Annotated in this window: 19 protein-coding genes; 15 read left to right on the top strand and 4 right to left on the bottom strand. The window is 34.5% G+C overall.

Annotated elements, in window-relative coordinates:
• Window positions 1–15 precede the first annotated feature (15 nt).
• The 10 genes from F7O84_RS05800 to F7O84_RS05755 all read left to right on the top strand — a co-directional run bounded on the left by F7O84_RS05800 (window position 16) and on the right by F7O84_RS05755 (window position 10,217).
• Window positions 16–1,380 (top strand): cobyrinic acid a,c-diamide synthase CobB, encoded by a 1,365-nt coding sequence (locus F7O84_RS05800; RefSeq protein WP_151142903.1) that lies wholly within the window; start codon window positions 16–18, stop codon window positions 1,378–1,380.
• 50 nt (window positions 1,381–1,430) lie between these two features.
• The gene (gene cobT / locus F7O84_RS05795) at window positions 1,431–2,483 is read left to right on the top strand and encodes a nicotinate-nucleotide--dimethylbenzimidazole phosphoribosyltransferase (RefSeq protein WP_151142901.1); all 1,053 of its coding nucleotides are present in this window, start codon (window positions 1,431–1,433) and stop codon (window positions 2,481–2,483) included.
• 91 nt (window positions 2,484–2,574) lie between these two features.
• A complete protein-coding gene (locus F7O84_RS05790) occupies window positions 2,575–3,120 on the top strand; it encodes a bifunctional adenosylcobinamide kinase/adenosylcobinamide-phosphate guanylyltransferase (protein WP_151142899.1) in 546 nt (181 codons plus the stop codon).
• Window positions 3,101–3,871 carry an adenosylcobinamide-GDP ribazoletransferase gene (locus tag F7O84_RS05785; protein WP_320411217.1) on the top strand — a complete coding sequence of 257 codons (771 nt, stop codon included), beginning with the start codon at window positions 3,101–3,103 and terminating at the stop codon, window positions 3,869–3,871. The genes F7O84_RS05790 and F7O84_RS05785 overlap by 20 nt, the downstream gene beginning before the upstream one ends.
• Window positions 3,872–3,887: 16 nt before the next feature.
• Entirely contained in the window at window positions 3,888–4,865 is a 978-nt protein-coding gene (locus F7O84_RS05780) for a bifunctional adenosylcobinamide kinase/adenosylcobinamide-phosphate guanylyltransferase (protein WP_151142897.1), read from the top strand.
• A complete protein-coding gene (cbiB, locus tag F7O84_RS05775; protein WP_151142895.1) occupies window positions 4,853–5,806 on the top strand; it encodes an adenosylcobinamide-phosphate synthase CbiB in 954 nt (317 codons plus the stop codon). Before F7O84_RS05780 ends, cbiB begins: the two co-directional genes overlap by 13 nt.
• A 13-nt stretch (window positions 5,807–5,819) precedes the next feature.
• Window positions 5,820–6,872 (top strand): threonine-phosphate decarboxylase CobD, encoded by a 1,053-nt coding sequence (gene cobD / locus F7O84_RS05770; protein ID WP_243140819.1) that lies wholly within the window; start codon window positions 5,820–5,822, stop codon window positions 6,870–6,872.
• Between the two features lie 36 nt (window positions 6,873–6,908).
• Entirely contained in the window at window positions 6,909–8,444 is a 1,536-nt protein-coding gene (locus tag F7O84_RS05765; RefSeq protein ID WP_151142891.1) for a cobyric acid synthase, read from the top strand.
• Between the two features lie 17 nt (window positions 8,445–8,461).
• Window positions 8,462–9,100, top strand: a complete 639-nt coding sequence (locus F7O84_RS05760; RefSeq protein WP_151142889.1) for a precorrin-8X methylmutase — start codon at window positions 8,462–8,464, stop codon at window positions 9,098–9,100.
• A gap of 1 nt (window position 9,101) precedes the next feature.
• The gene (locus F7O84_RS05755; RefSeq protein WP_243140818.1) at window positions 9,102–10,217 is read left to right on the top strand and encodes an N-acetylmuramoyl-L-alanine amidase family protein; all 1,116 of its coding nucleotides are present in this window, start codon (window positions 9,102–9,104) and stop codon (window positions 10,215–10,217) included.
• Between the two features lie 58 nt (window positions 10,218–10,275).
• On the opposite strand, the gene F7O84_RS05750 is transcribed toward F7O84_RS05755, so the two are convergent.
• The 4 genes from F7O84_RS05750 to F7O84_RS05735 form a co-directional block, all read right to left on the bottom strand.
• Window positions 10,276–11,094, bottom strand: a complete 819-nt coding sequence (locus F7O84_RS05750; RefSeq protein WP_151142887.1) for a sirohydrochlorin cobaltochelatase — start codon at window positions 11,092–11,094, stop codon at window positions 10,276–10,278.
• A 96-nt stretch (window positions 11,095–11,190) separates the two neighbouring features.
• On the bottom strand, window positions 11,191–12,483 hold the full coding sequence (locus F7O84_RS05745; RefSeq protein WP_151142885.1) for a LysM peptidoglycan-binding domain-containing protein: 1,293 nt from the start codon (window positions 12,481–12,483) through the stop codon (window positions 11,191–11,193).
• Window positions 12,484–12,543: 60 nt separating this feature from the next.
• Entirely contained in the window at window positions 12,544–13,839 is a 1,296-nt protein-coding gene (locus F7O84_RS05740; RefSeq protein WP_151142883.1) for a LysM peptidoglycan-binding domain-containing protein, read from the bottom strand.
• 110 nt (window positions 13,840–13,949) lie between these two features.
• Complete coding sequence (locus F7O84_RS05735; protein ID WP_151142881.1) at window positions 13,950–14,246, bottom strand: PI-PLC domain-containing protein; 297 nt, start codon at window positions 14,244–14,246, stop codon at window positions 13,950–13,952.
• 280 nt (window positions 14,247–14,526) lie between these two features.
• On the opposite strand from F7O84_RS05735, the gene F7O84_RS05730 reads away from it, so the two are divergent.
• From F7O84_RS05730 to cobA, 5 genes are all read left to right on the top strand, one after another.
• Window positions 14,527–15,561: a DUF4275 family protein gene (locus F7O84_RS05730; protein WP_192451669.1), complete on the top strand. Its 1,035-nt coding sequence runs from the start codon at window positions 14,527–14,529 to the stop codon at window positions 15,559–15,561.
• Between the two features lie 333 nt (window positions 15,562–15,894).
• Complete coding sequence (locus F7O84_RS05725) at window positions 15,895–16,368, top strand: hypothetical protein (protein ID WP_151142877.1); 474 nt, start codon at window positions 15,895–15,897, stop codon at window positions 16,366–16,368.
• Window positions 16,369–16,485: 117 nt separating this feature from the next.
• Window positions 16,486–17,721, top strand: coding sequence for a glutamyl-tRNA reductase (hemA, locus tag F7O84_RS05720; protein ID WP_151142875.1), 1,236 nt, complete (start codon window positions 16,486–16,488; stop codon window positions 17,719–17,721).
• 24 nt (window positions 17,722–17,745) lie between these two features.
• The gene (locus F7O84_RS05715) at window positions 17,746–18,210 is read left to right on the top strand and encodes a precorrin-2 dehydrogenase/sirohydrochlorin ferrochelatase family protein (RefSeq protein ID WP_151142873.1); all 465 of its coding nucleotides are present in this window, start codon (window positions 17,746–17,748) and stop codon (window positions 18,208–18,210) included.
• Window positions 18,210–20,576, top strand: a complete 2,367-nt coding sequence (cobA, locus tag F7O84_RS05710) for a uroporphyrinogen-III C-methyltransferase (protein WP_151142871.1) — start codon at window positions 18,210–18,212, stop codon at window positions 20,574–20,576. The genes F7O84_RS05715 and cobA overlap by 1 nt, the downstream gene beginning before the upstream one ends.
• Window positions 20,577–20,593: the final 17 nt, after the last annotated feature.

The raw sequence follows: 20,593 nt of genomic DNA, 5'->3' as shown, positions 1-20,593 counted from the left end.
AGATAGGTGAAGTGCATGAAGATAGAAAATAAATTAAACATTCCAAGAATTATGATAGCAGCAGTGTCAAGTGGCAGCGGTAAAACGTTGCTTACTTGCGGCTTACTTCGTGCATTAAAAGTAAGGGAGAAAAAGGTAACTGCCTTCAAATGCGGACCTGACTACATTGACCCAATGTTTCATAAGAAAATATTACAGATTCCTTCACGCAATCTGGATACATTTTTTACAGATCCATTGACGACCAAGTATCTATTCACCAATGCGGCTAAAGGCAGTGACATTGCTCTAATAGAAGGGGTTATGGGGTATTATGATGGAGTAGGTGGAATATCTGAGCAAGGAAGTTCTTATGAGTTAGCTAAGACATTAGATGTGCCAGTTATTCTTGTCGTAAATGCAAAGGGAATGAGCCTTTCGGTTGTTCCAGTTATCAAAGGCTTTATTGAATTTAGAAGTGGCTCAAATATCAAAGGAGTTATATTAAATCAGGTATCGGAGATGTTTTATCCAGAACTAAAAAAAGTGATTGAAAAGGAGCTTTCCATTGAGGTATTAGGATATGTGCCAAAAGTAGAAGAACTTAAACTAGAAAGCAGGCATCTTGGACTTGTTATGCCAGAGGAAGTACAAAAAATAGAAGAAAAAATGGATGCTTTAGCTAAGTTGTTTGAAAAAACGCTCGACATAGATAAAATTATAAAAATTGCACAATCAGCTAAAGATATTGACGAGACGATATATGAATACCAAACGCTTTCTTCTTCACCCTTGATTGCAGTGGCAAGAGACGAAGCTTTTTGTTTTTATTATGAAGATAATTTGGAGCTAATGGAAAAAATGGGAGCAAAACTTACGTTTTTTTCACCTCTTTATGATAAAAAGCTACCAGATAACATACAAGGATTGATTCTTTTAGGTGGTTATCCAGAGCTTTATGCAAAGAAGTTAAGTGAAAATACCTCAATGCTTAGTGAGATAAGAGATTATATAAAAGCAAACCGACCTGTATTAGCTGAGTGTGGTGGTTTTATGTATTTGCATGATACGATGGAGGATAATGCAAATGTGACCTATAATATGGTAGGAGCAATCAAAGGAAATGTTTACAAAACGAAGCGTCTTGGACGGTTTGGATATATTGAGTTAAAAACGAGTAAGCTTGATACGTTACTAGATAAGGAGGAAATAATAAAGGGACATGAGTTTCACTATTTTGACAGTGACAACTGTGGGAGTGACTTTATAGCAAAGAAGCCGTTAAGAAATACTTCATGGAGCTGCATTCACGCTACAGCAAATCAAAATATAGGCTTTCCCCACCTTTATTATTATTCCAATCAAGAATTTATCTATCGCTTTTTAAGCAGGTGCAAATAGATAAGAGAATAAATAAAGATACATGTTTACAATAGAAAGCAGAGGATACCATGACCATAGAGCAAGTAATAAATGAGATAAAACCCGCGAATCAAAAGGCAATGCAAATGTGTGAGAATCGCTTTGACAGCATTGCAAAGCCTTTAAAAAGCTTAGGCAAACTGGAATATGCGATTATTAAAATCGCAGGTATGATAGAAAAGCATGAGGTGGAGATTGATAAAAAAGCCCTTGTGATTATGTGTGCGGATAATGGGGTGGTGGAAGAAAAAATTACGCAAACAGGGCAAGAAGTGACTGCAATTGTTGCAGAAAATTTTCTTAAGAATAAAACTTCTGTTAGCATTATGGCAGGTTATACTAACACAAAGTTATTTCCGATTGATATTGGTATTGCAAAAGATACAAATTTAACGAATAAAAAAATTGCTTATGGTACCAAAAACTTTGCCAAAGAACCAGCAATGACAAAAGAAGAAGCTGCTCAGGCAATATTAACTGGCATATCAACTGTTTTTGAACTAAAGAAAAAGGGTTACCAAATCATTGCTACAGGTGAAATGGGAATTGGTAATACGACAACCAGTAGTGCCATTGCCTCTGTGTTATTAGAGAAAAGTGTTGATGAGGTGACAGGAAGAGGGGCTGGGTTATCAAACGAAGGTCTTATAAGGAAGATAAAAGTAATCAATGATGCAATCCTATTACACCAACCAAACAAAGAAGATATGATTGATATCCTTAGTAAAATTGGTGGTTTTGATATCGGAGGACTTATTGGAGTATTTCTTGGCGGAGCTAGATATCGAATACCAGTAGTGATTGATGGATTTATATCAGCCGTGGCAGCTTTGATGGCGGTAAAGATGAATCCATTGGTAAAGGATTATTTATTACCATCTCATGTTTCAAAGGAACCAGCAGCACAAATGATTCTTGATGAAATCGGCCTTAGCCCGTTTATAACTTGCGATATGTGCTTGGGTGAAGGAACAGGTGCAGTAGCACTTTTTCCTATTCTTGACATGGCGGTACGTGTGTATCAGGAAATGAGTACTTTTGAACAGATAAAAGTCGACGCATACCAGCCACTTGATGCGTGATTCCTTACTTAATAATAATGTATCATCCAAATAATCATGAAGTTACTAGAACCTCCTTAAGGGAAAAAAGAATAGTCGGATGGGAGAATCTATGATAGTATTAATAACAGGTGCAAGCGGAAGTGGAAAATCAGCATATGGAGAAGAACTTTGTCTGCGTTTATCAGGTGATGAGAAAAAGACATATCTTGCTACTATGTACCCTTATGGGGAGGAAACACTAGATAAAATAAACAGACATAAGCAAATGAGAGCTGGAAAAGGCTTTGAGACAATCGAGTGCTATTGCAATTTAAAAGAAGTTGTATCCAATGTGGGACACACCGTTTTATTGGAGTGTATGTCAAATCTTTTGGCAAACGAGTTATATATGGAGTATGGAGCCAAGGAAAAAGCATTTGAAGAAATTATGCAAGGGATTCTTCTTTTGTCTAAAGCTTGTAAAAACTTGATTATTATCTCAAATGAGGTATTTAACGATTCAATGCCTGCCGATATAGAAATGAAACAATATATACAATTACTTGGAAGATTAAACCAAGAGATTGCAAACCAAGCCGATGTGGTATGTGAAGTTGTCTATTCCATACCAGTTTTTTGGAAAGGAAGGATAGATTGTGATTTGGAATGGATGTAAGATAGCTTTTTCAATGTATTCAAAGATACCAATGCCAAAGACGCAGTGGAATGAGAAAAATATGCGCTATTCCATGTGTTTTTTTCCTGTAATTGGGCTGGTAATTGGTCTGGTTCTTTATGGGTTTTGCTATTTATCTAGCTTGTTGGAGTTAGGCGTTCTTTTTCGAATTTCTGGTATTCTTGTCATTCCAATTATAATAACAGGTGGAATCCATCTGGATGGTTTTATCGACACACAGGATGCAATTAATTCCTATCAGTCCAAAGAACGCAAATTAGAAATCTTAAAGGATTCTCACATTGGTGCATTTGCTCTTATTAGTTGTTTGGTCTATTTTATCCTTTTAATTGGAGTATGGAGCGAGTTAAACATACAAAGTGTTCTTACCTTATGTTTTGGATACATATTATCAAGGGCATTGAGCGGGTTTTCGGTTGTTTCCTTTGATTTAGCCAAGGATAGCGGCTTGGTACATGCTTTTTCTGATGCAGCACAAAAGCGTGTGGTGCGTTATTGTATGTTGTTTTTCGCTGTTATTTCAAGTGCCTTTATGATTTTTGTTGGTGGGTTTATAGGAATTAGCGTTGTATTAGGAGCAATGGTAGCACTTCATTGTTACCGTAGCACATCTTATAAGCAGTTTGGAGGAATTACTGGAGACTTGGCAGGGTGGTTTTTGCAAATTTGCGAACTTTTTATGGCAATTGGAGCACTCGTTGGACAGCTTGTTTTAACCATTCAGTACTAATTTTACGGAGGCAGATATGATATTTGTAATCGGTGGCGCATATCAGGGAAAAAAAGAATTTGTAAAAAAAGAATTTCATATAAACGAACAGGAAATCTTAGACGGCGAATACTGTAATTATGAAGAATTGCTCCAGGCAAAAGCAATTTGTGGACTCGAACGTTTGATTTATCGTAGAATGAAAGAAGAAATCGATGTTTATACTTTTATTGATACATGGCTAAAGGAAAATAAAGACCTTATTATCATCTGCAATGAGATTGGAAGTGGCCTAGTACCAGTAGATGCATTTGAACGAAAATATAGAGAGATGGTCGGTAGAATAGGCTGTCTTGTTGCAGGTTACGCAAAAGAGGTATATCGAGTACAATATGGGATTGCAACTAAGATAAAAGAAAATAAGAAAAACGATCAGGAAATAAAAGAATCTGCAATCATAAAAGTGTATTTAATAAGACATTCTATCACAAAGGGCAATCTAGAAAAACGCTTTATTGGTAGTACAGATGAGTCTTTATGTGAAGAAGGTATAGCACTGGCAAAAGAAAAGAAACTTCCTTTCGTCTGTAAAGTGTATGTAAGCCCACTAAAACGATGTCAAGAAACTGCAAATATTCTATACCCTAACCACGAAACGGCAGTGATTTCAGGATTAAGGGAGACTGATTTTGGTGATTTTGAATATAAAAATTATGAAGAATTGAAAGGAAACAAAGATTATCAAAAATGGATTGACAGTAATGCCATGAGTGGTTTTCCAAACGGTGAATCGATGGAGGATACGAATAGAAGGGTAGAGGATACTTTTTTGCATATTATAAAAGACGCAGTGAAGCATCAATATGATAGCATTGCAATTGTAACACATGGCGGAACGATTATGTCTATCATGACGTTATTTGCTAAGGAAAAAAGATCATATCATGACTGGCTTGCCAAAAACTGTGAAGGATTTTTATTAGAGATTGATGGAGGCAGTGCATGTTACCAGTAGTATTAGGGTTTATTCTTGATTTGATCATTGGAGATCCCTTTGGTTCTTTTCATCCCATATGTGCGATAGGAAATACAATTTCGTTTTTTAAGAAAAAGATTCGAGCGTTTTTTCCTTCTAATAGGGTTGGAGAGCTAATTGGTGGAATTATTTTATGTTTTATTGTAGTGTTTCTTTCTACGATTGTACCATTTCTACTTTTGTTTGTAGGTTATCGGATTCACTTTAATTTGGGGTTTGTAATTGAGACGATTTTTTGCTATCAGATTCTTGCAACGAAATCTCTTCGTACGGAAAGCATGAAGGTTTATGATGCGTTATCTGACCCTGATTTAGAAAAAGCAAGACATGCGGTATCCATGATTGTTGGAAGAGATACATCGGCTCTTAGTAAAGAAGGAATCATAAAAGCTAGCGTTGAAACAGTAGCGGAAAATACAACAGATGGAGTCATTGCACCACTTTTTTTTATGATGATTGGAGGACCTGTATTTGGTTTCTTTTATAAAGCGGTAAACACATTGGATTCCATGGTAGGTTATAAAAATGAAGAGAATTTGTATTTTGGAAGAATGAGTGCAAAGCTTGATGATGTGCTAAACTTTATACCTGCAAGAATAAGTGCTCTCCTTATGATAGCAGCCTCCTTTCTGTGTGGTTATGATGCAAAGAATGCTTGGTATATCTTTAAACGCGATCGCTTGAAGCATGCAAGTCCAAATTCTGCACAAACAGAGTCCGTTTGTGCAGGGGCATTAAACATTCAGCTAGCGGGAAACGCATATTATTTTGGTAAATTATATGAGAAAAAGACAATTGGAGATGCCAAGAAAGATTTAGAGCCTTTGGATATTAAGAGAGTAAATCGACTTATGTATGTAACGGCTTATTTAGGAGTGCTTGTGTTTTGCGTTATGATTCTTATTTTGTATATACAATAGTAAAGGAGTTATCATGATAAATGTACATGGCGGAGATATTTATAAACACAAAGATGTGATAGATTTTTCAGCTAATATAAATCCTCTTGGATTACCAAGAGGTGTAAAAATAGCTCTCATGGATAGTATTGATTTGGCGGTTCATTATCCTGATGTTCGATGTGAAGAACTTTGCAAAAGTCTTGCCAAGTATTATGGAATAAAAAAGAATTATATTCTGTGTTCGAATGGAGCAGCAGACATTATTTTTGCTATAACAGCTGCACTAAAGCCGAAAAAGGCATTGATTCTTGCACCTGGATTCGCAGAATATGAGCAAGCACTTCACGCAATTGATGCTAAGATATTTTGCTATCGATTAAAAGAAGAGCAAGGATTCATACTAAAAGAAGATTTTCTAAATGCAGTTACGAAAGAGATTGACATGGTTTTTTTATGTAATCCGAATAATCCTACTGGAGAAGTGATACCAAAAGAGTTAATGATGCGTATCATTGAAACATGTAAGAAAAATAAAACAATATTAGTGATTGATGAATGTTTTATAAGCTTTTTGGAGAATGGGGCAGAAGTTAGCGTTATAAAAGAAGTAGAACGATACGATAATCTAATTGTAATCAACGCTTTTACAAAACTGTATGCGATGCCTGGAATCCGTCTTGGATTTGCAGCAATAGGAAACATTAAAATGATTGAGTTGATAAATAAAGTAAGACAACCATGGAGTGTTTCCGTATTAGCTCAAAAGGCAGGAGTCGCAGCATTAGAGCAAAAGGAGTACGTAGCAAAAACAAAGGAACTGATAAGGGATGAGAGAAGCTATTTGATGCACGAATTATTAGAGTGTGGTTTTCAAATCTATGGTTCAAAGGCGAATTATATATTTTTTAAAGGGCAAAAGGGATTGTTTGATCTATGTATAAAGGAAGGCATTTTAATTCGAGATTGTAGTAATTATCGTGGATTAGAAGAAGGCTTTTACCGAGTTGCTATAAAAGGGCACGAAGAAAATAAAAAGTTAATTGAGGTATTAAAGCGTTGCCAGAATGGCAGAAACAAAGAGTGATAGGATAAATGAATGAGTTAATATGAGGAGATTATAATGGCAAAATCAATCATGATTCAAGGAACCATGTCAAATGCAGGAAAGAGTCTTATTGTAGCTGGGTTATGCAGAATCTTTAAACAAGATGGCTATAAAGTTGCCCCCTTTAAGTCGCAGAATATGGCATTGAACTCTTTTATCACAAAAGACGGTCTTGAGATGGGAAGAGCACAAGTAATGCAAGCACAAGCAGCTAAGATAGAGCCTAATGTATTAATGAATCCAATTCTATTAAAACCTACAAATGATCTTGGATCTCAAGTCATTGTAAATGGGGAAGTAATTGGTAATATGAAAGCGGTTGATTACTTCAAATATAAAAAGAATTTAGTTCCTGATATCATGAAGGCTTATCATACACTTTCGAAGGAATATGATATTATTGTAATTGAAGGTGCAGGAAGTCCAGCTGAAATTAATCTAAAAAGTGAAGATATTGTGAATATGGGAATGGCAAAAATGGCAAAAGCTCCTGTATTACTGGTTGGAGATATTGACAGAGGTGGCGTTTTTGCGCAACTAATTGGTACTATGGTTTTGTTAGAGGAAGAAGAACAAAGAATGGTAAAAGGAAGCATTATTAATAAGTTTCGTGGTGATAAAGAAATTCTAAAACCAGGACTTGTCATGCTAGAGGAAAAGTCAAGGATTCCTGTAGTTGGAGTGGTTCCATACATGCATGTAGATATTGAGGATGAGGACAGTCTAACGGATCGTTTTACCAAGACTAAAAAAGCATCAAGTATTGACATCGCAGTGATTAAGTTACCAAGGATTTCGAATTTTACAGACTTTAATGCACTGGAGCGAATCGAAGGAGTATCGCTTCGTTTTATAGATAAAGTACAGGATTTAAAAAGCCCTGACATGATTATTATTCCTGGAACAAAAAATACAATGGGTGATTTGTTGTGGATGCGTCAAAATGGTTTAGAAGCTGCTATATTAAAGGAAGCTGCAAAAGACACTATTATATTTGGTATTTGCGGCGGATATCAAATGCTTGGTGAAACCTTACACGATCCTTATGCAGTCGAAGCGGGCGGAGAAATGAAGGGAATGGGTTTACTTCCAATTAAGACAGTTTTTGAAGAACAGAAAACAAGAAGGCAAGTTACAGGAAGATTCGAACTGTTACAGGGAGGGCTTAATGCGTTATCTTCCGTAGCGTTAAAAGGCTATGAGCTTCATATGGGACAAAGCACTCTGTTAAGTGATGTTATAAAGCCTCTTACTAGAATAAAAGAGATAAATACTGATAAAAATGAACATTTTATAAAGGAAAAATGGGATGGTGCATATTTAGATAATGTATATGGCTCTTACATCCATGGTATCTTTGATGAAGAAGAAGTAACTAGAAAATTAATTCTATCGCTTGGCGTTAAGCTTGGATTAAAGGAAGAAGATATTAAGTCGATAGATTTTGATGAATATAAAGAAAAACAATATGATAGTTTGGCTAATTATTTAAGAGAAAGCTTGGATATGAAACAGATCTATCAGATACTAGAGGAAGGTCTTACCACTTGATAAGTAATGGAGGTAATATGAAGATTGATTTAGAAAATGTACTCCCAAGAGACATTGAAAAGAGAAGCTTTGAAATCATAACACAAGAAATGAATCCCCCGATTCCAGAGGATGATAAGGCACCGATTATAAAAAGGGTTATACATACTTCAGCAGATTTTGAGTATGCCAATACGCTGTGTTTTTCAAAAGATGTAGTAAAGAAAACGCTGGAACAGCTCAAAAATGGTGCATGTATTGTAACAGATACGCAGATGGGTAAAGCTGGAATTAATAAAAAATCGTTGGCTAAATTTGGAGGAGAAGTATACTGTTTTATGTCAGATGACGATGTTGCTCAAATAGCGAAGGAAAATGGTACGACCAGAGCAACTGCGAGCATGGATAAAGCAGCTTTACTTCAAAAGCCAATTATTTTTGCAATTGGTAATGCTCCAACAGCACTGGTTCGACTATATGAATTAATTCAAGAAGGAAAGATAAATCCAGCACTTATTATTGGTGTACCAGTTGGATTTGTTAATGTAATACAATCAAAAGAACTAATTATGAGCCTTGACATACCTTATATTGTTGCAAGAGGACGAAAAGGGGGCAGTAACGTAGCAGCGGCTATTTGCAATGCGTTATTATACATGTTGGATGAGGAGCGATAAAATGAAGAGGATAATTACAATTTTGTTCGTGTGTTGTTTGGCTATGTCCTTGATTAGTTGTACAAATAGGAAAGTAGACCTTGAGAAAGAAAATAATACAAATAACTCTACTCAAGTAGAAGAAAAAGAAGAGGTTACAAAAGATTCTTCGCTACAAGAGAATCAAGAAAAACCAAAACAGCAAGAAGAAAAGACAGAGCAAATGATTACACAAGATTTAGAAGTTGAGAATGAAGCAACTGTGCAGGATATAAATAATCAGGACTTAAATTTTACTTCGGTTGAAGAAACGGTTTATGCAGTAACAAACGTTAATGTTAGAAGCTTGCCAAGTATAGAAAGTGAAAGTCTAGGTATCTTAAGAAAAAATGCTAACCTCCAAAGAATTGGAATCGCAACGAAGTGGAGTAAAGTCATATATCAAGATGTCGAAGGATATATAGCGACCGAATATCTGACAACCGAGGAACCAAGTAGCAGTGGCGCAGGACATATCGTAGCAATTGATGCAGGACATCAGGCAAAGGGGAATAGTGAGCAAGAGCCAATAGGGCCTGGAGCTACCCAAACAAAGGCGAAAGTTGCATCTGGAACGAGTGGGGTGGTAAGCGGGTTAGCAGAATATCAGTTAACGCTGTCAGTTGCAATGAAAGTAAAGCAAGAACTCTTAGATCGTGGCTATCAAGTCGTAATGATACGAGAAACGAATGATGTAAATCTAAGTAATGCAAAGAGAGCACAAATTGCAAACGAATCTGGGGCAGAAGCATTTGTTAGGATACATGCGAATGGTTCCGAGGATAGTAATGTTCATGGACTTCTTACCATGTGTCAAACCTCAGCGAATCCTTATGTAGGCTCTTATTATGAACAAAGTAAGCGATTGTCAAAGATGGTATTAACAGAATGTATTGCAACAACGAATGCAGCTGATAAAGGAATCATAGAAACAGACAACATGAGCGGTATTAATTGGTGTAACCTTCCTGTTACTATTATCGAGATGGGATTTATGACAAATAAAGAAGAGGATGCTTTGATGGCGACAGATGAATACCAGAATAAAATATCAATTGGAATAGCCAATGGATTAGACCGATTTTTTGAAAATGAATAAGCTTATCAAAAGAGGAGGAAAGTTACGCCATACTTTCCTCCTCTTTTGATATCTAAAATTAGATAGTATCAAGTTTAAAGTCTAAAATCGTAGATTCGCCATGTATCGCTTTATTAAGATGTTCTAGATAAAGTTCTCTGATTTCTTTTATCTCACCAAGTCCTTTTACAATTGATTCTACTTCATAACCTTCTTGTAGAAATTTGGATTTCCAAGAATCTTCGTCATTACTATCCATGTCATTTAGCGCATGATCTCCAGCTACTAGCATAAAAGGTAAAAGTTTAATATGTTGTATGGATTGTTTATTTATCATATCGAAAAGGTGTTCTAACTCTGGATATCCTTCCACCGTACCAACGAATACATTGTTATACCCTTGCTGTGTAAATGTATAAGAAAGAGCTGGGTAAGAGGAATTTGCGTAATGCGAGGTTCCGTGCCCCATTAATACAAGCGCTTCTTCTTTTTTAACTGGATAATTCTTCATAAGAATATTTACTACTTTGAGATAATCCTCAGAAGTAGAAAGTAGGGGAGTGGATATTTTGATAGATGTAAAAGCATCCTTTGCTTGGTACGCATCTTTTATCATGTTATCATTTTCAATTCCATGAATGATATGAGTGGGTTGAATCATTACTTCAGTAATGCCATCAGCCTGCATTTTTTTCATTGCGCTAGAAACGGTATGGATGGAAATGTTATGAACTGATTTAAGCTTCTTTATAATCATTTGACTTGTAAAAGCTCGATATATCTTATAATCAGGATATGAGTTTTGGATATCCTGCTCAATTGCTTTAATATTTTTATCTAAGGTATCTAGATGGCTAGTACCAAAGCTTACAACTAGAATTGCTTTTTTTGTAAACATTTTTATCTCCTTGTATGAAAGTTGTTAAAAAGCCATAATTTCACATATGAGTCTAACATTGCTTTATAAGATTGTCAATGCTAGACCAGCTTGTAATCAGGAATCAAATATGTTTGGAATAAATTTATTGACATCAAACTGTGAATTAATGACTAACCATAATTGGGCAGCATAAATCATAAGATTCCAAAATCCAGCTCCTTCTAACTTATATTCTCGAATTACATCAACCAAAGCTTGAATACTTCTTGCATCTACTGTCCATACAATATGTTCTGTTGAATTATTGGTATAGTTAAAATAAGGAGATTGGGATATCTCATCAAATTGAATCGTACTTCCTTCTTCCATTGCCAATCGCAAAGAAGAATTAATACTCAATGAATTGGCATATGTCACACCTGGTACATATGGAAGAGGCCAGTCATAGCTAATAAGAGTATTTCCAACTATGATTTTATCAGCACTCATAATACTTGTGACATATTCAACAAATGTTGATAAGCACTTGAATGAATTAATTGGCAAAGGAGGACCATAGTTGGTACCCCAAATTAATGGAAGAAAGGTTATATTCGTTATTTTATCTTCAAAAACGCTGTAATCGATTCTTTCAAAGACTACCTGATCATCTACATACCTAGTATCTGGATTGATTGTCAAAAACAATAAGAAATTATTCTGTGCAAGTTTTTCATTTAATTTTACTACGACATCTAAGTACAGTTGTAAACTGCCTTGATTCATATAATTAAAGACAATATTTAAACCTAAATATCCTTTTTGCTTCATAAGTTCGATTGAATTATTAACAAAATTGTTAAAATAGGTTTCATTTAATAGAAGACTGTAGACTGCTTCTGTGTCTGGCTCTCCTTGGGCGGATAATGTAGTTGCCATGAAGAGAGGAATCGTTCCATACTCCCTTGCCAATTGCACAACCTCTGTATCATCATAATAGGATATAATACCACCTTCGCCAGTTGTTCTATAATTATAAATGGTGATGTAAGTTAGACTAGGAAGTGTTTTTTTATAAATATTTCGATCAACATAAGGATAAATATAACCATTGGTATCCATTGTTCCTGATGTATTATAGCTTATCGTTAACACATCTCCTGGCTTAATTGTGGTATTAGATAGAAAGGGATTATTTCTTAATAGCTGCATAAAAGATACGTTATTTTCTCTTGCAATACTTTCTAAAGAATCTCCTGGTTTAACAATATAAGTCTGTTTGGGATATACAATTACAATGGTTTGGCCCGTAACGAGTCTGTTTGGGTAATCAAGTTGATTATCTTGAATTAGTTTTTTGGGAGATACATTATATTTTGCTGCAATCGAATATATTGTATCATTTGGTTGTACCACATAAATTTCCATATTAGTAATACCTTTGTTTTATTTCTATATATATGAATAAATACATGAGTTTACCATTCTTTATCCGTCAAATTTATTTGGAATAAGCTTTATGATTTCAAATTGAGAATTAATGACTAACCATAGTTGGGCTGTATATACCATAAGATTCCAAAAACTTGCCCCGCAAAGATCATCACTAGTAATTAACTGCATAAGAGCTTCAATGCTTCTAGCATCCACTGCCCATACGATATGCTCTGATTTATCACCTTGAATATAATTAAAAAAAGGAGATTGGGACACTAAATCAAACTCGATGGTTGCGCCTACGTCTTGGGCCAGTCTTAAGGAGGAGTTTATACTAAGGGCATTAGCATAGGAAGTACCAGGAACATATGGTAATTGCCAATCATAACTAATTAAGGAATATCCAACAAGTAATTGCTTCGATTGAAGTGTAGTTAATGCACTTTCAACGACTGCTCTTAATTTGTAAATAGAATTAACGGGTAAGGGAGGACCATAATTGGTTCCCCAAATAAATTGAAGAAAGGTGATGCGATCCACGGATTCAGCTATATTACTATAATTGATTTCGTCAAAGACTAACTCATTGTTTATATATTTTATGATTGGATTGATAGTAATAAAGAGTAGGAACCCTTCATCAGCCAATTTTGCTCTAAATTTTAAAATCATTCTCTCGTATAAATAAAGACTATTTAAATTAATATAGTTAAAGACTATATTAATCCCCATGTAACCCTTATCTTTCATGATACGTAACGTGTTATTTACTAACGTATCTTGATATGTTTCGTTTAATAACAATCCATATGCGGTCTCGCTATCAGGATTGCCTTGTGGCGACATTGTGGTAGTCATCATGAGTGGAATGGTACCATATTCTTTTGCAATTTTAATTACCTCTGTATCATCAATATAAGTAATTATATTTCCTTCATTAACGGCTCTATAGTTATAAATCGAAACATAAGTTAAGCTTGGAAGAGTTTTTCTAAGAATTTCATTATCAATATAAGGAAAAATATAGCCTTGGGTTGTAATAGTATTTGTTGTATTATAACGTATGGTTAATGATTCACCAGGATAAAGGGGTGAATCTGCTAAGAAGGGGTTGTTTCGAAGCAATTGCATTTGAGAGATACCATGTTCTTTTGCAATACTTTCAATGGTATCCCCCTCTTTTACCAGATAGAATTCCTTCGGATAAACAATTACGATGGTCTGTCCGGGAACTAATTCATTTGGAAATTCTAATTCGTTATCTCGTATCAGTTGTGTTGCAGAAACATCAAATTTATTAGCGATTGAATAAATTGTATCATTTGGTTTTACTACATAAATTTCCATCTTATCAGTAACCTTGGTTTTATTATAGTATATGCAGATATAGAAAAATTTTATTATAAATATTTGAATGATTAGACATTTGAACTATAATTTAAAGTACCATATTTTTTCTATTGGGAGGCTGTTCGATCAATTCTGTTCGTCCAAACATATCCCTCATATTTATTGGGAATTGAAGTTAGGCTTTCTTTCGTATCAAACCCCTCTGACAATTTTGCGTTCCCCTCTACAATTACGACACGAGTATTTACTGATTCCATACGTTTTACAAATTTATACGGCCAACCCCAAAGATATTTGGCATATTTAAGTGGAATATGTAGCTCCATATTATGCATGGATTTTGGGACATATCCTGTAAAGCCAATTAGTTCATATTGTAATAGAGCCTTTTTCAACATGTCCATTGATAACAAACGCAAAGAGGAGCTTTGACTTCTTAAATAAGCAATTTCCTCGTTATCGCCATAAACAGTTAGCTCTTTTAGACGTTCTTTGGCTAGCTGAAAAGCTCAAAATAAGAAGAAATAATAATAACCCTACAAATTAAGTATAAAATATGTTACGATGTGTTTAGTATAGTAAAAAAAATTACTAAAAAATCATTTATTTTTGATTGTATCTGTGTGTTATATTCTATATAAAATATTGTATGATATGATAAATTACAGAAAATGGAGGTCTTATATGATCAAAGAATTTGGGAAAATAAAAATTGATGTTGATGTAGAAGCAACAAAGAAATATTATAGTACACTTCAAGTTTTACCAAGAGATATTGAAGCGTGGAACAATTACTGCTTATATCTGGAAAAGATGAAGCCAGAAGAAAAAAGTTTTTTTGAGGAGCTTGGCATATTACCACACAAATGTGACATTGAATCATTGGGGTATAACGCAAATAGATATTATCCAATCGTTGGAATGTATCTGATAAAAGGTAGTATGATTCAATCTGACAAAGAGGATGTTGTCAATGATAGTGATAAGAGTGCAGAAGATGCAATTACTTATTTTAATATGATTGAAGTGGGACGCTTTTCTTTTAGACCAATTCTAAAAAATGTAAGATGGAATGGAGATGTTGTTAATATAGAAGAAGGATTTGTTTGCATTGAAGTTTTTTCAGAAAGATTTCCTTGGGTACTGCCTGAAAAGCCAAATCACACAATTCCTGAGCCAGCAAATTGGTGGCATCCTGTCAAAAAGGTGAAAGAAGTGCTTCATGATAGAAAAATGAACGAAAAATGGAAGCAAGAAACATTGCAATCTGTTATTTGGGATTTAAAAGAGCAAAACATTCCTTTTCATGTTATGAAAAAAAGTCAAGTAAATGCCTTTAAAAATGCATGGATTTACACTTTTGCTCCAGAAGAAAATATAAAAAAAGCAAAAAAAGTATGTTATCCAGAAGGTTTTTATCTATGGCATATGTTTAGCTATGAGTATGCAAAATGTAAAACCCATGAAAATGCGTTAAAGGCATTTGACAAAACAACAAAAGAGGATTGCTACTTGTATTTAAGTTATTTTAATGTCGGGATTAAAATAAGAAATGCAGATCGTTTTGAATGGAAAAACAAAGATTTATATGAAGACTTTGTAATGACAGATAAAGATTTTTGTTGGACGTTTGCAAAGACACATGAAGAGGAGTGTGGTCCTTATTTCTTGAAGCTATATTCAAAGGAAGAGGATTGTAATGTTATAAAGTTTACTTAAGTGATAAATGAAACAAAGACAATCCCCATTGTAAAAAGATTGTCTTTGCTTCAAATTATTATTTAATTTATGGACTTTATTATTATTTACCACAGTATTTAGAAAGCAAGCTTAATAAGTCACTTAAGTTACATGAGCTAAAGTTGAAACACATATGCATATCCTCCTTTAATTATTTGTTTCTTAAGAACAAGTTAATTGTAACACTTTTGTAACAACTATGTAATATTTAAAGAATGGAAAAGGTTGAAATATATGGTAAATAAAAAAGTTGTTAAAAATATATAGTAAAAAATATATAAAAAAATAAAAACAAAAAAGGAGAGTATAATTATGAGCTTTAAGATTATTTCATTACCATCGTTTCAAGCAGCATCTTCAGGAGTTGATACAAATTTTGATTTTTCTTCAAATGGAATACTAGGAAAATTTGATTCTTATTTTTCTAGTATTGAACCATCAGACAGAGACAACTTTATGCCTAGGGATTTTCTTTTTTATGATAAGAGAGAAAATGGTATGGTATGGTGGTTTGCTTTAGCAGAAGGTATGGAAGATGGTGGAAATCAGGTGGTTGATTTTGAAGGGGGATTATATCTTACTTATGTCTATCAAGATGGAGATGAAGAAGAAAATAATAGATTGCATACAAAAGCGTTAGATTATATTGAACAATCTACTATCATTGAATTAGACGAAAGACACAATCATTATACAATGGGGCATATTATTACACCAAAAGAAGTAATAAAAAGACAAGGTTTTGCTCAAATGGAAACCTTTATACCGATCAAATTGATGGAATAAGTGTCGTATTAATGTCGATATATCTCTATTTATGGCATGGACAGATAGATATGAAAAGAGTATAATCTAGAAAGAATAACACATGAACCGTGGACTAAATAAAGAGGAGCAATATCAGTGAACATAAGAATGGTAGGAATTGACCATGACAAAGCGTCAGTTGAATATAGAGAACAATTTGCATTAACAAAAAGTAGCAGTGTACAAGCGATGGAAAAAATAAAAGAAATAGAAGGAATAGAAGGATGTGTTATTGTTTCCACCTGTAATCGTACAGAAATATGGGTAAGTTATCACGACAAATTATCGGTTGATTTAAAGAAATATTTCTGCGAGTTAAGAAAACTTAATTATTCGGATTATGAATCGTTTCTAACGGAAAGAGAAAGTTTAGTGGCTGTAAAGCATCTATTCAATCTTTCATGCGGAGTTAAATCAAAGGTATTTGGAGAAGATCAAATAATTACGCAGGTCAAAGATGCCTTGGCACTTGCTAGAGATAACTACTGTACGGATCATGTTCTTGAGGTTTTGTTTCGAATGGCAATTACGGCAGCAAAAAAAGTTAAAACTAACGTAAGGCTATCAAATGCAAATCATTCCGTTGTTGAAGAGGCAATTTCATATTTGCAAAGGGAAGGAATTGAATTAAAGAATAAAGTTTGTATGGTCATAGGCAATGGTGAAATGGGAAAGCTTTCTGCAACCACCTTGAAAAATAAAAATGCAGATGTAACAGTTACGGTAAGGCAGTACAAAAGTGGTGTTGTTGAAATACCAAAAGGATGTAAACGTATCAACTATGGTGAGAGAATGGATTACATAAATAACTGTGATATCGTTATCAGTGCTACAGTTAGTCCCAATTGTACTGTAAAATATGAAGAATTAAAACAAATCAAACTGGAAAAACCTTTACTTCTTTTGGATTTGGCCGTTCCAAGAGATATAGATCCTAAAGTAAAAGGCCTTCCATTTGTTACATTATACGATATCGATGATTTTAAAGTTGATATTTCGGATGAAAATATAAATGAAGATTTAAAGCGTGTAGGAGAAATCTTACATGCTCAAATTGAAGAGTTCGTAGAATGGTATGAGTGCAAGGATGTCATTCCATTGGTAAAGCAGATTGCAGACTTGGCAGCAAAAGATATTGGTAATCGAGTTTGGGGTGTCTCTAGAAAGTTAGAGATGGAAGAGGAATGTAGAGAAAGTCTGGAAAAAAATATCGCGGAGGCATCGAAAAAGGTAGTAGATAAATTAATATTTGGGTTAAGAGATAATATTAACATTGATACCTGGAGAGAATGCATTGAGGGAATGAATAAAATTTATACAAATAATGATTAAAATGTTGTTTTTGGAGTCAAATGAATGAGTGAATTGAGATTTCCTATGTTTATACCTTTGGAACATAAAAAAATAATGGTATTTGGTGCGGGCAAGGTCGCTTATCGAAGAATAAACACCTTGCTTTTATTTCATGCCAACATTACAGTCGTTTCTCCTGCTGTATGTAAAGAACTGGAGAATTTAATTAATCAGAAAAAAATATACTGGATAAAGGGCAGCTATCCTGACTGTTTAATCGAAACAGATGCCTTTTTTATTTTAGCTGCAACAAATGATGAAAAAATCAATGAAAGCATCTATAAAGAATGTAAAAAAAATAATTTACTAGTCAATAATGCAGGAAATCAGTCCCAGTGTGATTTCTTTTTTCCTGCAATTGTAGAGACAAACGATTTGATCGTTGGCATAGCAGGAAATGGTTCAAATCATAAAAAAGTAAGTGAGACAGCCACAAAAATCAGAAAAGAGTTAAGAGGTGGAGAGTAGTGCGAAAAATTAGAGTTGGAAGTCGGGAAAGTAAATTAGCAATCGTACAGACGAAGCTTATAATTGATTGTATAAAAAGACATCATCCCGAACTGGAAATTGAATTAATTACAATGAAAACAACAGGTGATAGGATACTTGATAAAACATTAGATAAAATTGGAGGCAAAGGCTTATTTGTCAAAGAATTAGACAAGGCATTGCTAAACCATGAAATAGACATTGCAGTTCATTCCTTAAAGGATATGCCAATGGAAGTAAATGAAGATCTTCCCATTCTTGCTTATTCAAAACGAGAAGATCCAAAGGATGTCTTACTATTACCAAAGGATGTAACTGTGTTAAGGAAGGAGCTTCCAATTGGTTGTTCAAGCCTTAGAAGAACTTTGCAAATGAAGGCGTTATATCCCAAAATGCAAGTTAAGCCGATACGAGGAAATGTGATTACAAGGCTAGCAAAATTGGACTCAGGTGAATTTTCTGCACTCATTTTGGCGGCTGCTGGAATAAAAAGATTAGGATTGCAAGATAGAATATCAAAAGAGTTTACCATAGAAGAAATGTTACCTGCGGCTGGTCAGGGAATCCTTGCAGTTCAAGGAAGAAAAGGAGAAGATTACTCCTTTCTTACTTGTGTAAATGACACAGAAAGTGAAGTGGCTTCTCTATGTGAACGTGCATTTATTAAGGAATTAAATGGAGGCTGTACCTCACCAGTGGCAGCTTATGCAAGGATACAAGACGAGGTAATTACGTTAGAATGCATGTATGAAGATGGAGAAAAAGCAACCTTTCAAGATAGCATTCATCATGCAAAAGAACTTGGAATATACGCTGCAAGGCAAAAAAAACATGTGAAAGGTAAGGTGTGGTTAGTTGGCGCTGGTCCAGGTGATGCACAGTTGCTTACTTTAAAGGCGAAAGAATTATTGGAGCAAGCAGATACCGTTGTATATGATCGATTAGTTGGCGATGGAGTTCTTACAATGATTCCAGCTACTTCAAAGAAGATTTATGTTGGAAAACAGGCAGGCGATCACATTGTTTCACAAAGTGAAATCAATCAAATTTTACTTAATGAAGCGATGGAAGGCAAAAAAGTAGTGCGTTTAAAGGGTGGCGATCCATTTGTATTTGGAAGAGGTGGAGAAGAACTAGAGCTTTTAGTGCAAAATAAAATCGCATTTGAAATTGTTCCAGGAATTACAAGTGCCGTTTCAGTTCCAGCATATCAGGGAATTCCAGTTACTTATCGTGATTATTGTTCTTCCCTACATATTATAACAGGACACAAGAAGAGGAACGAGGCATTGGATATTGACTTTGAGGCGTTAGTAAGAACAAAGGGTACACTTGTTTTTCTAATGAGTGTTTCTTCTTTAAAGGAGATTTGTGATGGACTTATAGCAGGTGGAATGAGTAAAGATATGCCAGCAGCCGTACTTGAAAATGGTACCAAAGCACATCAGCGTAAGGTTGTTTCAACCATAGAGAATCTATATGAAGCAGCAAAAAAAGATAAGATAATATCGCCATCTATTATTGTAGTTGGAAAGGTATGTGAGCTGTCAGATAAATTTTCCTGGTATGATAAAAACAGCTTATCTGGTTGTAAAGTGGTAGTAACAAGGCCAAAAGCATTATCTTCAAAGCTTTCGATTATGCTTAAAAACAAAGGTGCACAAGTATTAGAGCTTCCTAGTATCGTTGCCAGTAAAATAGAAAACAATGAAAGACTCTATGATTGTCTTAAACAGCTAAAACAATTTCAGTGGGTTGTATTGACAAGTCCAACAGGTGCAAAAATATTCTTTGAAGAGCTGCAAACCTTAAAAGTAGATATTCGAAAGCTAAATCATATTAAGTTTGCAGTTGTTGGAAAAGCAACCAGCCAGGTATTAGAAGAAAAAGGAATTTTTCCAGACTTAATGCCTACGCTATATTATGGAGAAGAGCTTGGTAAAGAATTAAGTAAAGTTCTTCAAAAAGAAGAGAAAGTTCTAATTGCGAGAGCGAAAGAAGGCGCAGATGAAATTCTTAGTGAACTTACAAAGTCACAAGCTGATATCTATGATGTAGCAACGTATGAGATTAATTATGAAGAGCCAATTTTTGATATCTCAAAAGAACTTGAAAAGGGAGAAATCGATTATGCAGTATTTACCAGTGCATCAACGGTAGAAGGATTTGTTAAGGCCAATCAAAACGTTGATTACACGAATTTAAGAGCCATTTGTATTGGAAATAAAACGAAAGAAGCTGCGAATCGTTATAAGATGCAAACCTATGTTTCAAAAGAAGCAACGATGGAGAGTTTAGTGGAATGTCTGGAAAAACTACATCAGAGTAGAAGAATAAATAAATAATAGAATAATGGCAATGG

The sequence above is a fragment of the Candidatus Galacturonatibacter soehngenii genome (assembly GCF_008830185.1).
In the GTDB taxonomy this organism is placed as follows: domain Bacteria; phylum Bacillota; class Clostridia; order Lachnospirales; family Lachnospiraceae; genus Lachnotalea; species Lachnotalea soehngenii.
The sequence above is the reverse complement of the archived record's forward strand: the minus strand, read 5'-3'. Positions and strand labels throughout refer to the sequence as shown.